12 protein-coding genes are annotated in these 16,263 nt (G+C 36.1%); 4 read left to right on the forward strand and 8 right to left on the reverse strand.

Going from position 1 to position 16,263, the window contains the following annotated elements:
* Window positions 1-131: 131 nt before the first annotated feature.
* The 3 genes from DF947_RS11425 to DF947_RS11435 are packed head-to-tail and all read right to left on the reverse strand — an operon-like array spanning window position 132 to window position 2,477.
* On the reverse strand, window positions 132-830 hold the full coding sequence (locus tag DF947_RS11425) for an ABC transporter ATP-binding protein (RefSeq protein ID WP_109929884.1): 699 nt from the start codon (window positions 828-830) through the stop codon (window positions 132-134).
* Between the two features lie 8 nt (window positions 831-838).
* Entirely contained in the window at window positions 839-1,231 is a 393-nt protein-coding gene (locus DF947_RS11430; RefSeq protein WP_109929886.1) for a hypothetical protein, read from the reverse strand.
* Between the two features lies 1 nt (window position 1,232).
* On the reverse strand, window positions 1,233-2,477 hold the full coding sequence (locus DF947_RS11435) for an efflux RND transporter periplasmic adaptor subunit (RefSeq protein WP_158526265.1): 1,245 nt from the start codon (window positions 2,475-2,477) through the stop codon (window positions 1,233-1,235).
* 337 nt (window positions 2,478-2,814) lie between these two features.
* Here DF947_RS11435 and DF947_RS11440 point away from each other — a divergent pair, with 337 nt between their 5' ends.
* The 4 genes from DF947_RS11440 to DF947_RS11455 all read left to right on the forward strand — a co-directional run bounded on the left by DF947_RS11440 (window position 2,815) and on the right by DF947_RS11455 (window position 8,835).
* On the forward strand, window positions 2,815-3,192 hold the full coding sequence (locus DF947_RS11440; RefSeq protein ID WP_109929888.1) for an endonuclease domain-containing protein: 378 nt from the start codon (window positions 2,815-2,817) through the stop codon (window positions 3,190-3,192).
* A gap of 514 nt (window positions 3,193-3,706) precedes the next feature.
* Window positions 3,707-5,077, forward strand: a complete 1,371-nt coding sequence (locus DF947_RS11445) for a sigma-54-dependent transcriptional regulator (protein ID WP_109929890.1) — start codon at window positions 3,707-3,709, stop codon at window positions 5,075-5,077.
* Window positions 5,078-5,224: 147 nt separating this feature from the next.
* Complete coding sequence (locus DF947_RS11450; protein WP_240615369.1) at window positions 5,225-6,526, forward strand: sensor histidine kinase; 1,302 nt, start codon at window positions 5,225-5,227, stop codon at window positions 6,524-6,526.
* Between the two features lie 119 nt (window positions 6,527-6,645).
* Window positions 6,646-8,835, forward strand: coding sequence for a bifunctional alpha,alpha-trehalose-phosphate synthase (UDP-forming)/trehalose-phosphatase (locus DF947_RS11455; RefSeq protein WP_167398014.1), 2,190 nt, complete (start codon window positions 6,646-6,648; stop codon window positions 8,833-8,835).
* Between the two features lie 251 nt (window positions 8,836-9,086).
* On the opposite strand, the gene DF947_RS11460 is transcribed toward DF947_RS11455, so the two are convergent.
* From DF947_RS11460 to DF947_RS11490, 5 genes are all read right to left on the reverse strand, one after another.
* Complete coding sequence (locus tag DF947_RS11460) at window positions 9,087-10,871, reverse strand: glycoside hydrolase family 15 protein (protein ID WP_109929895.1); 1,785 nt, start codon at window positions 10,869-10,871, stop codon at window positions 9,087-9,089.
* A gap of 447 nt (window positions 10,872-11,318) precedes the next feature.
* Window positions 11,319-12,587 (reverse strand): glucose-1-phosphate adenylyltransferase, encoded by a 1,269-nt coding sequence (locus DF947_RS11470; protein WP_109929898.1) that lies wholly within the window; start codon window positions 12,585-12,587, stop codon window positions 11,319-11,321.
* Window positions 12,588-12,597: 10 nt separating this feature from the next.
* Complete coding sequence (locus DF947_RS11475) at window positions 12,598-14,010, reverse strand: glycogen synthase (protein WP_109929900.1); 1,413 nt, start codon at window positions 14,008-14,010, stop codon at window positions 12,598-12,600.
* Between the two features lie 397 nt (window positions 14,011-14,407).
* On the reverse strand, window positions 14,408-15,202 hold the full coding sequence (gene cobA / locus DF947_RS11480) for a uroporphyrinogen-III C-methyltransferase (protein ID WP_109929902.1): 795 nt from the start codon (window positions 15,200-15,202) through the stop codon (window positions 14,408-14,410).
* 540 nt (window positions 15,203-15,742) lie between these two features.
* The gene (locus DF947_RS11490) at window positions 15,743-16,213 is read right to left on the reverse strand and encodes a hypothetical protein (RefSeq protein ID WP_109929905.1); all 471 of its coding nucleotides are present in this window, start codon (window positions 16,211-16,213) and stop codon (window positions 15,743-15,745) included.
* Between the last annotated feature and the right edge of the window lie 50 nt (window positions 16,214-16,263).

Genomic DNA, 16,263 nt, shown 5'->3' on the forward strand with positions numbered 1-16,263 from the left:
CGAATCTTCCCATCCGGAAAGATTCGGAGGCTTAACATTAAACTAAAATTATTCTTTGAGGTTGATGGATGGAAAGCAGAAAGGTTAGTGTATTTTAGCCTTATAACTAAACCTTTCCTCTTAAACCTTTCTTATATCAATTCCTCGTTTCTGCTTTTATTTATCTTTTCAGAAATCACATGACCATCTTTAAGGTTGATGATTCTGTTTGAAAAACTCGCGTCGTGGCTTGAGTGCGTAACCATTACGATTGTGGTTCCGGTTTCGTTCAACTCGCAGAGCAATTCCATAACTTCGTTGCCGTGAGAACTATCCAGGTTACCTGTAGGCTCATCGGCTAAAACCAATTTCGGTTTGGTGACCAAAGCCCTTGCAACCGCAACCCGCTGTTGCTGTCCCCCAGAAAGTTGTTGCGGAAAGTGCCCACTACGGTTTACAATATTCATTCTTTCGATGATTTCGTTAACCAGTTTCTTGCGCTCGCCTGTTGGAACTTTATTGTAAATCAATGGTAATTCTATATTTTCGAAAACGGTTAACTCATCAATTAAGTTAAAATTCTGGAAAACAAATCCCATGTTTCTTTTACGGAAATTAGAACGTTCTCTGTCGTTTAAGGTTAAAAGTTCGGTATCAATAAACTTGTAACTTCCGCTTTCAGGCTTATCCAATAAACCCATTACGTTCAGCAAGGTAGATTTCCCACAGCCTGATGGGCCCATGATGGAAACGAATTCGCCTTCTTTAACATAAAGATTAATTCCGTTTAGCGCAGTAGTTTCTACTTCTTCAGTTTTATAAACTTTTTCTAAGTTTTCTATTTTTATCATGAAGCGATTTATTTGATAGTAAGTTTAATATTATTCGTTTGTGCCTTTTTTAGTTCTACTTCAAAATGCTTTTCACCTAGTTTTTTATGGTAGATTTTAAATTTATAAACACCGGGTTGTAATGGTATCTCAGTAGTCTCGGTTTTCAATTCTATTTTAAATTTTGGCTTGCCATCCTGAACCAGTTCAATTTTCTCCAATTGAGATAAATCTCCAATTATCGTAAATTTCGCCTTAGCCATATTCACATCTGAATTCTTGGCCGTTTTACTGTAAATATTCATTTCATAGCTCACACCATTTTTTGTATCCATCCAATTGGATTCTTTTTTAAAAATGCTTTGTGAATACGCTAAAAGCGAGAAACAAACTAAAGCTGTGGTTATTAAAAATTTATTCATGTTATTTATTTATGTCTACTTGGTCGTATTGATTAAACTGGTCGTATGATGAGGTGATTACTTGATCGCCTTTTTGTAAACCATCTAATATTTCGTAAAAAAGGTAATTTTTTCTTCCGATTTTAACGTTTTTCTTGATTGCTTTACCATTGTTTACCACAAATACCCACGAACCACCTGTACTTTGGAAAAACTGACCTTGAGCAAGCAGTAGCGATTTACTGTTATCAGATAAGGTTAATTTTGTTTGAAGCGATAATCCACGACGTAAACCATCTGGAGCAAGGCCTTTGAAAACCATTTCAACCTGAAACTGACCAGCAGTAACCTCTGGAATAACTTTGCTAACGGTTAGATTATAAGTTTTTCCATTGAATTCGCAGGTTGAGGTTTGTCCTTCTTTTACGCGATTTATATAATATTCATCAACCCCAGCCTGCAATTTATAACCTTGCAAAACATCAATCTTTCCAATCATCTCATTTGAATTATATGACTTGCCCGTAACCGGATCGTAAGAGGAAAGCTTCCCTGAAACTGGCGCCTTTATGGTCATGTTTTCGATATTTTTGCGAATCATTTCCAAGCTTTCGTTCATTTGGCTCATCGATTGGTCTATTTGAGCAAGTTGCATTTTTCTACTTTGATTTTCTTGCTTAATGGCCTGACGAACTATTTTCAACTTTCCCTGATAATACTCGTAATCTTGACTGGATTTATTAAATTCTTGTTGAGTAATTACTTTTTTGGTAAATAGAGTGCTATCTAAACGATATTGTCTCGTTGCGGTACGCAGATTATTTTCTACATCCAAAACATCTTGATTTAAAATTCTCTGATTTTGTTCTAAATCCAATCTCGATTTGCGTAGTTGATTAATTTGCTCTGTGGCAGCAGTTTGTTGCGAAGTATAACCCAACATTGCGTTAGAGTTAGCAATCCTCAATAAAGGTGTTCCCTTTACCACAGAGGCACCGTTCTCGGTAAAAATTTCGGCAACAGTACCACCTTCTGATGAACTTACAATTACCGAGGTTAAAGGAACAACACTTGCATTTAGCAAAACTACATCTTCAAAATCGCCATACTCAACTTTACTGATCGTTAATTTTTCTGCATCGGCACTGTATGTTTTCTTTAAGGATAAAGTATAGCCATAAATTACAACTGCTACAAAAGCAATTGCGCCGCCTATGATTATTAAGGTTTTGGTGCTAAATCTTTTCTTCTCTATCTTTTTGTCCATTGTTCGGTTGTACTGTTTGATTTCCATATTAACCAAGCTTGTGCCAAAAGGAATTTTAATGATAAACAACTGATTATCAATATTATAAAATTTTTGTTAAATTTTCACTGTTCATTTCCGAACAGTGAATGTGCGAGAGCGGACAGTTTAGTTATTTTTGGAGAAAGAACCTCAGCCCTTTATCCCCTCTCCTTGAAGAGAGGGGGCAAAGCGCAAAAAAAGCAAAGTGATTAAAAATTTGGTTCAACCGTTATTTCCCTATCTTAAAGGATAGGGACAGCACAAAAGACAAATGCTTCTGCCTTTAACAGGGTGAGGTTTTTAAAAGTGAATAAATATGGAAAACTACGGAAATGATCTTTTTAAGGGAGCAAACCATAAACTCTTTGAATTTTCCAAGGTATTGAGGAAAACTCAAACCGATACCGAAGAATTAGTTTGGCAAAGCCTAAGAAATAGAAACATTCTAGGTTTCAAATTTCGAAGACAACATCCACTGCATAAATATATTGCAGATTTCTATTGTCATGAGGCTAAATTAATTATTGAAATTGATGGTGGAATTCATAATCAAGTAGATAACATAGAATATGATAAGAACAGAAGTTATGAATTAGAGGAACTTGGAATAAAAGTATTAAGATTTACAAATGATGAAGTAAATGAAAGTCTGGAAATGGTTTTGAATGTGATTAGAGGATATTTGCAGAAATAAAAAACCTCGCCCCTTAATCCCCTCTCCTTGAAGAGAGGGGGCAAAGCGCAAAAAAAGCAAAGTGATTAAAAATTTGGTTCAACCGTTATTTCCCTATCTTCAAGGATAGGGACAGCACAAAAGACAAATGCTTCTATCTTTAACAGGGTGAGGTTTTTATAGCTTTATACAATGCAAAATTTGGTTCAAACCACTTTGCCCTTAAATCCCTCTCTTCAAGGAGAGGGACAGCACAAAAAACAAATGCTTCTACCTTTAACAGGGTGAGGTTTTTATAGCTTTATACAATGCAAAAATTGGTTCAAACCACTTTGCCCTTAAATCCCTCTCTGTAAGGAGAGGGACAGTACAAGAACAAATGCCTCTACCTTTAACAGGGTGAGGTTTTTATAGCTTTATACAATGAATAGGTTCAAACCACTTTGCCCTTAAATCCCTCTCTTCAAGGAGAGGACAGCACAAAAAAACAAATGCTTCTACCTTTAACAGGGTGAGGTTTTTAAAATTTAAGTTTATGTTAAATGCCACAGTTTTAATAATTGATGATGATGACGACATCCTTTTAAGTGCCCGCCTGTTTTTAAAACAACAGGTTAAGCAAGTAATCACATGTAAGTCGCCAAAAGAGATTAATGTTCTTTTGAGTAAGAACGAAGTCGATATCATTTTGCTCGATATGAATTATCAAAAAGGGGCCAGTGATGGTCGGGAGGGATTATACTGGTTAGAGCATATCTTATCCATTGATAAAGATTATGTTGTTATACTTATGACAGCTTTTGGAAATGTAGAACTTGCGGTTAAAGCCATAAAAAAGGGTGCAGTTGATTTCATTCTTAAACCATGGGAAAACGAAAAGCTTTTTGCCACCATTTCTGCAGCTTCAAAACTTCGTGAATCAACCAGAAAAGTAAAGAAATTAGAGAAAATCCATACCTCTTTACAAAAAGATATGACCCGAGGTTTCGAGCACATTGTGGGCGAGGCCGATGGAATTAAACAACTTCAAAATACATTGCTTAAAGTAGCACCAACTGATGCAAGCATTTTGATTTTGGGAGAAAATGGAACTGGCAAGCAGGTTTTCGCTTATGAGATCCACGGGAATTCAGAACGTAAAAACCAGGTATTTATGCATGTAGATTTGGGTTCGCTTAATGAAAATCTTTTCGAAAGCGAACTTTTTGGTTATGCAAAAGGTGCTTTTACAGATGCTAAGGAAGATAAGCCTGGTCGATTTGAACTGGCAGATGGTGGAACAATATTTTTAGATGAAATTGGAAATTTAACATTGCCTTTGCAGGCAAAATTATTGAGTGTCCTTCAAAACCGAACAGTAACCCGTTTGGGTGAAAGTAAGGAGCGCAAGATAAATGTTCGCTTAATTACAGCTACCAATATGCCTTTGAATGAGATGGTTGTTAAGAATACCTTTAGGCAGGATCTATTATTCCGCATCAATACCGTTGAACTTTTATTGCCACCTTTACGAAAACGGGGAGCAGACATCTTACTTTTGGCAAATCATTTTATGGAGGTTTTCTGTTCAAAATATCATAAAGAAATCCGAAGTTTAAATTCAAAAGCAAAAGATGTTTTATTGAACTATAAATGGCCAGGAAATGTTCGCGAATTACAACATGTTTTGGAACGTGCTGTAATTATGAGCGACGGAAAAGAAATTACTGATGAAGACCTACAACTGAGTCCGCAACGATTTACACAAACGACTACAATGCCCGATGAAATGGCATTAGGCGACATGGAGAAAATGATGGTTCAAAAAGCTATCGACAAACATAAGGGAAATATATCAAAAGCCGCCGCAGAGTTGGGTTTAACTAGAGCAGCATTATATAGGAGAATTGAAAAATTTGGGATTTGAGCTGAAAGCGAAAAGCATAAAGACTAAAGCTGTATTTCTCTTTGGTCTTTGTGCTTTGGTCTTTTACCTTTAGTCTTTTAGCTTAAAAACATGTTCTACAAACGCTTTACTTTTCGTTTAATATCCCGATTAGTCTTCATTAACTTGATGGGCTACTTATTATTCTACCTGATTAAAAACACCCAATTGTGGTTTACGATTATTGGCGTAAGTTTGATTTTATTAGGTTCGATTATTTCGCTCTACTATTATATAAACGAAATTCGTTCGGATATTAAGCGCTTTATTTTAGCCGTAAAAACAAGAGATCATACTTTAAATTTTAAAAATAAGGCCACTAAAGGAAGCTTCCCAGAGCTTTACGAATCTTTTGGAGAAATACTTCAGGTGCATAAACAAATAAGGATGGAACAAGAGGCAATGTTCCAATTAATTAAAACAATTTTGGAGCAAGTGCCAGTTGGTGTAATTGTAGTAAGCAATACAAAAACTGCTCAAGATAACGAAGAAATCGCTTTTTTTAATCAGGCCGCATCGAATTTATTGGGCGTTCCGGCTTATAAATATTGGCACCGTTTACAACAGCACCTACCAAATTTCGCCAATGAAGTCGACCAGATTTCTACCGGAGGAAAGCGCTTTTTGGAGTTAAAAATTCAAGACAAACTGATTCAGTTATCCACTGAAGTAATTCCATTAAATCTTTACGGAAAGAATTATACCATCATCAGCTTCCAAAACATTAAGGATGAAATTGAGCAGAAAGAAACCGAGGCATGGAACAGGTTAATTGGTGTAATTTCTCATGAGATATTAAATTCTATCACCCCTATAAGCTCTTTATCTGATACGATAAACAGTATGGTAACTGATAAAGAAAATCTAGATTTGGATGAAATGGAAGACTTGAAAACAGCCTTGCAAACCATTAAACGCCGTTCTTCAGGCTTATTAGATTTTGTTAAGGATTACCGACTTATTGCAGAATTACCAACACCAAATTTAGAATCGCATACCATTGGCGAAATCCTTAAACACATTAAGGTATTGATGCAACCTTTCGCAAAGGTTAAAAATGTGGTACTGGATGTTGAACAAACTTCGTCCAAAATTACTATTCAGCTTGATTTAAAATTAATTGAACAAGTTTTAATCAATCTAATAACCAATAGCATTTATTCTGTTGAAGACAAAGGAAATCCACACATTTTGGTAAGTTATCGCCTGGAAAACACTAAACTTTATATCGATGTAACCGACAACGGAAAAGGAATTGAACCTGCAGACTTGGAGAAAATCTTTGTTCCGTTTTACACCACACGAAAAAACGGTTCGGGAATTGGTTTAACAATTAGTCGAAACATTATGAAAATGCACCGTGGCAGTATTGAAGTCGTTTCAAAACCAAATGAGCAGACAACTTTTTCACTGTTGTTTAATTATGTTTAGTTAATTCATTATCAATTTAACAATTACATTTACAATCATTTTAATGTTTCTTTTGAAACAAAATCCAAACAAAACCTATTTAAAAGGCTTTTATTTATGTGGATACATCAAATACAAGCATGAAGACAGTTATAATATCGAATCGACTACCCGTTAAAATCATCGAAGAAAACAACGAGTACAGCTTTATTCCAAGCGAAGGTGGACTTGCAACCGGACTTGGAGACGTATACAAAACTGGCAACTCAATCTGGGTTGGTTGGCCAGGAATAGATGTTCCTGCAGAACGACAAGAGGAAGTGATACAGAAATTAGGCGAACTCAACCTATACCCTGTTTTCCTCACCCAAGAAGAAATCAATTTATATTACGAGGGTTTTTCAAATGAGGTTTTGTGGCCCGTTTTTCACTACCTCGTTACCTACGCACATTACGAACAAAACTACTGGGATTGTTATAAATCGGTAAATGAAAAATTTGCAAAAAGTGCCATGCAGGTTTTAAACAGAAGGGATAAAATCTGGATTCAGGACTATCAATTACTTTTATTGCCAGGCATATTAAGAGAAAAATTACCAACTGCAACCATAGGCTTTTTTCAGCACATCCCCTTCCCCTCTTATGAAATTTTCCGTTTAATCCCTTGGCGGGAAGAAGTTCTTAATGGACTTATAGGAGCAGATTTAATTGGTTTTCATACTTATGATGATGTTCGGCATTTCATCAGTACAGCAACCCGTTTATTACCTGTAAATTCCTCATCTAACATTTTAAGTAGTAATGAAAGGCAAATTGTTGTAGAAGCGTTTCCTATGGGAATAGATTTTAACAAATTCTCTTCATTAACAGAATCGGAAGAAGTGCAATACGAAATTACCAATTTTAGAAACGGGAAAGATGATATGAAAATCATACTTTCTATAGATCGTTTAGATTATAGCAAAGGAATTTTAGAGCGTTTAAAAGCACTAGAATTACTTTTACAACTGCATCCAGAATATATCGGAAAGATAGAGTTGTTTATGGTTGTGGTTCCTTCTCGTGATACTGTTCAGCAATATAGCGAGCTGAGAGATCAGATAGATCAATTTGTAGGAAATTTAAATGCCCGTTACCGATCTATGGATTGGATTCCGGTAAATTATTTTTATCGGTCGTTCCCAATTGAAACCTTGTCTGCCTTGTATGCATCTGCGGATATTTGCTTGGTTACACCTATGCGAGACGGAATGAATCTGGTAAGCAAAGAATACATTGCGAGTAGAAATGGTGATGATGGTGTTCTCATTTTAAGCGAAATGGCTGGCGCATCAAAAGAATTGACCGACGCCTTAATTGTGAACCCAAACAATCTGGGCGACATTATGGAGGCTATCGTTTTAGCGCTAAAAATGCCACTAGAAGAACAAAAACGACGCATGGTTGCCATGCGTACAATAGTTGAAAAATTCAATGTTAAGCATTGGGTAAATAATTTTATTTTAAGATTAAACGAAGTGAAGGATACTCAAAAATCATTATTAACAAAACATGCAGTAAATTCAGTAAATGAAATTATTGCCGCTAAATATGCCCATACACAGGACAGAGTATTCTTTTTGGATTATGATGGAACACTCGTAGATTTTACCGGTAATATAGACGATGCTTCCCCCGATGACGAATTATACGATCTTATTGAAAACCTAACCATTGATAAGACTAACAAAGTAGTCATTATTAGCGGAAGACGGCATGAAACGCTGGAAGCCTGGTTTGGACATTTAAAAGTAGATTTGATTGCAGAGCATGGTGCCTGGCAAAAATCGCAAGGCGAAAAGTGGAATTGTCTTCCATTACTTACCGATCAATGGAAACAGGAAATAAAGTCTCAATTGGAAACTTACACAGACAGAACCCCAGGTTCTTTCATCGAAGAAAAAAGTTATTCGCTTGTTTGGCATTATCGTAAGGCAGAAGAAGGTCTAGGCGACTTAAGGGCAAATGAAATTGTAAGTCACATGAAGATTTTGGCTGCCGATAAAGGTTTACAGCTAATGCCAGGGAATAAAGTTATCGAGTTCAAAAATATGGAAGTTAATAAAGGCAAAGCCGCATTAAACTGGCTTTACGATAAACATCCAGATTTTATTCTTGCACTAGGCGATGACCACACAGATGAAGATATTTTCAAAGCCCTGCCAGAAAATGCATTTACGATTAAAGTTGGCAATAATATTTCTGAAGCAAAATATTACTTAAATGATTTTAAAGAAGTGAGAAAATTGCTCTGGAGTTTAGTTAAGGAAGAATTCGTGGATAGAGATTAGTTGTCGCATTTAATAGTGGTTCGTGGAAACACCAACCAAGGCAATCTATATTCAAAAGAACCGTCATTTCGAGCGAAGCCGAGAAATCTTTGAACCAATAAACTATAGTTCTAATAGTGGTTCGTGGAAACACCAACTAAGGCAATAAGAAAGAGATTAGTTTGTCGTTTTGTCATTCTGAGCTTGTCGAAGAACCTTTTAAAACATTTCGACAAGCTCAATGAAAAAACTTCCAGAAATTTTATCTTCAACTACAAAAATATTGGTCTATCCAATTTAATTGCAATTCGATAAGCGGCATTCATTAACCCTACATGACTGTAAGCTTGAGGAAAATTCCCCCACTGACTACCAGTCTTGGCATCAACATCTTCACTAAAAAGCAATAAATGATTACAATATTTAATGATATTTTCGAATTCTTTAATTGCCTCGTCGGTTCTGCCGACACAAGCCAAAGCCTCAACATACCAGAAAGCACATATTAAGAACGTAGTTTTCGGTTTACCGAAATCATCTGCATGCAGGTATCGATAGAATAAACCATCTTCCGTTTTCAATTCTTTTTCCAATGCAATTAAATGGTCCTTTGCCCTATCTGATGCAGGATCTAGATAGTTCATCATAATCAGCTGTAGGGTGCTTGCATCTAAATGCGGACTTCCAACAGCATTTGTGTAAACTTTTCTTTCAGGATCATAACAAGCTTCAATGTGCGCTGCAGCTTTATCAATTAGAATCTGTGCCCGAACTTCGAAATCCTGGTTTTCAATTGTTTTTGCCATTTTTAGCGCTGCCTGTGCACCTGCCCATTGGAACAGATTGCTGTAGCAATGTACATTGGCAATGTTTCTGAACTCCCAAATACCTGCGTCTTTTTCATCAATCGTTCTTTCAATTTTAGACAAAACACTTTCAATCCATTTTACCGAATCACTTCTTTCCGAAAATACAAAACGATGGTCGGTGTAAAGGGGCAACATCGAAATTAAAACCTGTCCATAAATATCATTTTGTATATGTTCGTAAGCTTGATTGCCAATTCTAATTGGCTGTTCACCTCTGTAGCCTTCTAAATGATCAAGCGTATGTTCGGTTATTTCTCGCTCGCCCGCAATGCCGTATAATGGCTGATAGCGAGTATCTTCTGCATGAGAAATATCAGAAAGATAATTGAAATACTTTTCCATTTCCTCAAAATGACCAATATGATTAAGTGAAGTCAGTACGTAATGCGAATCTCGTAACCAACAATATCGGTAATCCCAATTTCTTGTACTGCCTGGCGATTCTGGCAAACTGGTTGTGCTGGCAGCGATAATTGCACCTGTGTCTTCATATTGATGGATTTTTAAAACCAAGGCCGAACGAATTACAAAAGGCTGGTAGAAACCTGCGATGGATGAATGTTTTATCCATAAACGCCAGTAAGCAACCGTATCACGAAGAAAGTTTTCTGCTGTACTAACAACAGGCGCCTCTAGATTTTGACCATAAGTCATGATGAGATATTTTGTTTCATTTAAAACAAAAGCCTTTTCATCAAGGATATAAGTTACCGACACATTGGTGCTCAACCGGATATTTTCATCACAGCCCAAATAATCAATATGATTACTGCCCCGACTTGATTTCATTTTACCTTTTCCATAATCACAAACGGGTTCACATTTAATGGTTATCCGCGGGTTTCCTTTTAACGGCTCAATTTTACGAATGAACATTAAAGGCTTGAAATAACGGTCGTAAAGGCGAAAGCGAGGTGCAAAATCTGTAATGCGGTACTGACCGTCTTCTGCGGTAATTTCGGTTCTTAAAACGTTGGTGTTTTCAATATAATATTGAGTAGAAGTATATTCTCCCTGTGGCAAAATTGAAAACTCCCCGCCTTTTTTTTTATCCAATAAACTTCCAAAAACAAATGGACTATCGAAACGAGGCCAGCAAAGCCATGATATATCTGTATTTTTATTTACATGTGCCAAAAAAGCACAGTTTCCTATTATTCCTGTTTGATAAAGGTGTTGATCAGCCATAAGCAAATTGTGTGTTTATTATCTAACAAGCTGATGGGAAAAATGTTGGAGCGAATGAGCATTTTAAGGAGAATTAGGTCTTGTGTATGAAACAAGCTGTTGTTAAATAAGCCTGATTGAAGTGGAAATAATTTTTTTTTGCAGCAACCTTGAAATGTGCTGCCATTCTGAGGAACGAAGAATCTGCAACCGATGAAAAAGACTCCTCGTGCTCCGGAATGCAGAAGTTAAAAAAAATTGCAACAAAAAGCAGGGCTTCAATCGGCAATAAAATGCTGAACGTTCACTTTCTAAAAACGCTCCATGTTGAATCAGTTAATCTGGCTAATTATCGAAATCTCCATCCTTTAAAATGCGGCAAAAATAGGTTATGAATTTTACCCATTAAAAACAAAAAAGCCAGTCTGAAAAAATCAGACTGGCCAATAGTTAATGATAATAATTATCTTAAATGACCGTTCCGCTTGGCAGAACTGCTCCCTTTTTAATTACAACGATACCATCTTTAACTGCATAGAGTTCAAAATCACCATCTTCTAAATGTGGACCTCCATTAATTTTCACATCGTTGCCAATGCTGCAGTTTTTATCGATTATGGCATTGTTAATATAGCAGCGATCTCCAATGCCTATTAATGAATGACCAGCCTCTGTTTCAGATTGAATTTCATCTAAGGTTTGATAACGATCGCTACCCATTATATAGGCATTGGTAATTACGGTATGTCTTCCAATTCTTGAGCGAATCCCCAAAACGGCATGTTCTACCCTACTGGCCTGAATTATACAACCTTCGGCAATAATTGTTTTTTCTAAAGTAGTACCCGAGATTTTAGATGGTGGAAGCATCCTTGCACGAGTAAAAATAGTATGATTGCTATCAAACATATTAAATTTCGGCAATTCATCGGTTAAACCTAGGTTGGCTTCGAAAAATGACGAAATGTTACCGATATCTGTCCAGTAACCTTCATATTGGTAGCTTAAAACACGGCTCGAAGTAATTGCTCTTGGCAAAATTTCCTTACCAAAATCTTTTTCCTCTTCGTTTTCATTTAAAATATTAATTAAATATTCTCTGTTGAAAACATAAATTCCCATTGATGCCAGGTAATTACGGCCTTCCCCTTGCATCTCTTCGCCCGTATCAGAAATCCACTCTTCTAAACCGGTTTTGGGTTTTTCTATGAAAGAAGTGATCATGTTTTCTTCATCCGCTTTCAAAATACCAAAATCAGTTGCATCTTTCGCGGTTACCGGAATGGTTGCAATGGTAATTTCCGCATTTGCTTCGATGTGTTTTTCGATCATATCCTTAAAATCCATTTGATACAATTGATCTCCTGAAAGAATTAAGATATAATCAAACTCATGCGAAACAATGTGGTGCATACACTGCCTTACGGCATCGGCCGTTCCTTGAAACCAGCCCGAGTTTTGCACAGTTTGCTCAGCGGCCAAAATATCAACAAAAGCCGTACTAAAATGGCTAAAGTGATAGGTATTTTTAATGTGTTTATTTAGGGATGCTGAATTGAACTGCGTTAACACAAACATCCTATGTATGCCAGAATTTAGGCAGTTAGAAATTGGGATGTCTACAAGGCGATATTTACCAGCAATTGGAACTGCAGGTTTAGATCGTGTTTGTGTTAATGGCGATAATCTAGAGCCTTGGCCACCGCCGAGGATAACGCCTAAAACTTTGTCGGTCATACGTTTAAGCTTATTTTAATATTTGGTATAATTCTGTATAATTTAGCGCTGCTCTATCCCAAGAATGATCTATTTTCATCATTGTTTTTCTCACCGCTTTAAATTTCTTTTTATCGTTATATAGTTCTATTGATCTATTAATGGCATGGGTAACATCCCAGATACTGGTTTGATCGTGGCAAACGCCAAATCCATTATCGCCAATGTCAACAACCGTATCTTTTAATCCACCAATTCTTCGTACAACAGGTACGGTTCCATATCTTAAAGCGTAGAGTTGGTTTAACCCACAAGGTTCTACCCTCGATGGCATTAAAAGAAAATCTGCGCCAGCATACATTTCATGCGAAACCTGTTCATTGTATCCAATATAAGCGTTGTATTTTCCACCAAAAATATCCTTAAGCTGGTTTAATCTTCCTTCAACCCAATTATCTCCTGAACCTAAAACCAGTACATTGATATTATCGCCGTGTTGTTGTAATGCAGTATAAAAAATATCAGGCAATAAATCTGCTCCTTTTTCATCAACCAATCTACCAATAAAAGTAAATAATGGCTTTGAAGCATCTAGTTGAAAAACATTGCAAAGCGCTGTTTTGTTTGCTAATTTTCCTGCTTCAACTGTTTTAATATTGTAACTTTTTCCAAGCATTGGGTCCGTTTCCGGATTCCAGACTTCAGTATCAATTCCGTTTAAAATACCAACACATTTATGCCGCTCTTGTCTTAACAAACTTTCTAATCCACGGGCATTATTCATCATCTCTTCTAAATAACTAGGTGAAACTGTAGTCACTCGCCAAGCACATTTAATTGCAGATGCTAGCGGATTTATATCTTTATCCCACTCCAACAAGCCCGATTTCCATAAATCAAATGCAGGTAAATAATATAATTTATCCCAACCAAATTGCCCTTGGTATTGTGCATTGTGTATGGTTAAAACAGTTGGCACACTACTTATGGCCGCATATTTAACCGAGTTTGTTACCATAAACGGAATTAAGCCGGTATGGTGATCGTGACAGTGAATTACATCCGGGCGATGCTCCCATTGTACAATCCAATCTAATAAAGCAATTTGAAAGGCAATAAATCTTTCCGTATCATCAAAGTAGCCGTACACATTTGGCCTATCTGTTAAACCTTGAATATGCACGATGTACAAATCAAAACCAAGCTTATTGGTTTTTTCTTTTAATATCCGAAACTGGAAATGATTGTTGCCATAATTCGCCCAGGCATCGTAAGTTACCTCGAAATCATTTTCGCGGATAAATTTGGTATCGTATGCAGGCACAACCACTTTGGCAATGTGGCCTAACTTATTTTGGTATTTCGGTAAAGCCCCCACCACGTCGGCTAAACCGCCAACTTTTGCAACAGGGTAACACTCGGCACTAACATGTATAATTTCCATCAAATATTTGGTGTAGATAACCCTGTTAAGTTACTAATTGTTTTGTTGTTTGCAAATAATGGAAAATTTATTTTTAGCTGTTATCTTAAGCTTAAAAATTGGGTTTAAAAAGTAAAAGTTTAGATGCAACTTCTAATTTTGATGGCTGAGAACCCGTTAGTATTCGACCCAGATCTTCATAAGAATTTGTAATTATTTGAAAGTGAATGTTCAGCATTCTTGGCCAAACCTGTCCTGCTTTCCACTCCAAGTCCTCGCTTCGCTGTGGGCTTTACATTTCAATCAGGCTTAATAAACAAAGTGCTGTTTCAAATTATATGCAAAAAAAAACCGCCAGACTTTCGCCAGCGGTTTAACAACAAAACAAATATGTGGTTTAGATTAGTTTGATTATACCTTAATACTCATTGGCAATAACTTCGTAGAAATCTCTGATGGGCTGAAACTGTGGATGCAATGAAACCACATCTCCAAAAACCAATAAAGCAGGGGCATCTATTTTTTTATCTGCAACAATTTCTGCAATGGTATCTACAATGCCTATAGCAATTTTTTCATCGGGCGAAGAACCGTTTTGAATTACTGCAACTGGTAATAAACCTTTATTTTCTCCTTGAAAAATAGCTGCAATTTCTGCTACCTTTCCAATTCCATTTAAAACAACAATTGTAGCCTTGGTTTTTGCGGCAATATATAAATCTTCAGAAATTTCTCCTTTAGAATTTGTGCCTGTAACCGCCCAAAAACTTTCGCTTAAATCTTTATAAATCATTGGAATTTTCTGCAAGCTTGGAGCACCTGTTGCGCTCGAAATACCAGGAATAATTTCTGTTGGAATGCTATAAGATTCTGCAGCATCAATTTCCTCATATCCTTTAGCAAAGAAAAAAGGATCCCCGCTTTTTAAACGAACCACGTGACCATAGTTTAAGGCATAATCTACAATTAACTTGTTCACTGCCTCTTGCGAAAAGTCTTCATCATCCGTACGTTTTCCAACATACACTTTTGGGATACCATCTGGAGCATGACACAATAAAGCTTCGTTCACATTTGCATCGTACAAAACAACATCAGCTGTTTTTAATGCTTTAATACCTTTTAAACTAAACAGATCAGGGTCGCCTGGACCTGCTCCTATTAGTGTAATTCTTGGTTCAATGTTCGCTTTTTCTACTTTATTTAATATCATGACAGAAAAATATTAGCTCGTTACAATTCTTATTAATTAAACAAATATATAAAGTCTATAGGAATTGTAGTAATTTATTTTAAAATAATTTTTAGTAAATTTTTCCACATTAATTTTTGATAAAAAAAAGTTTTAGCAAGACGCTAAGAGAAGGGGTGGTAAAGGCATGAGAAAAAAGACTGTTATTTACTTTCGATCAAAATAATAATCGAGGTCTGATGAAATGCTTATTCGAGGTTTCCCCCAAAAAATGGTCTATAAAGATGAGTTTGAAAACCAAGTTCATGAGTCATAAATGTAATTCTCGATCCTTTTATTTTATAGATTCCACTGCCCCAAGTATCACTCTTTGAATTTCCATTCTCATATAAAGTTAAATTATCATTCTCACTTGGTCCCTCTGGAACGGCAAATGGAAATTCATAACAATAAGAACCCGAAACTGTATTTGTTGTATAGTAATTATCATAGGCAATTGATGTTATTACGATCAGAGAAAATATGATTAAAAATATTCGGAATTTCATGTCATTGAAAAACTTAGTTACAATTTACTTCATTAAAAATAAACTTACCAGCTTCATAATTAATCGGTTTTCCTTTCACAAAATAAGATCGCCCTAAAGTCGTTTCAATTTGTCCTACGCCCATTATTAGTTTTCCATCTTTCTTTAAAAAAGCCAGTGGGTTTGTAAACACTTTGGTAGTATCGCCACCTGTATTAAATCTATAATCAACGTAAAGCGTATCGCCCTTAAATTTGCCTTCTATAAGCCCATTGTTCTCTGGCTTACTTCCATATCTCACCAATAACGATCCTTTAATTTTTCCTGATGAAAATGTTTTGATAATCATGGCTGCGCTGTCTTTTTCAAATGCGGCAGCATAACAAACTTGATTTGTTAGGGAGTCGATTCTATTTGCTGAGTTAGAATCTGCTTGATTATTTTGATTACAGGCAAAAATAAATGGGATAGAAATTAACACAAGGTAAATTGGGTTCTTTTTCATGTTGATTGTATAAAGGTTATAATTGGTTATTCTAATTTACAAATACGATG

It is taken from the genome of Pedobacter paludis, from assembly GCF_003173575.1.
Classification (GTDB): Bacteria; Bacteroidota; Bacteroidia; order Sphingobacteriales; family Sphingobacteriaceae; genus Pedobacter; species Pedobacter paludis.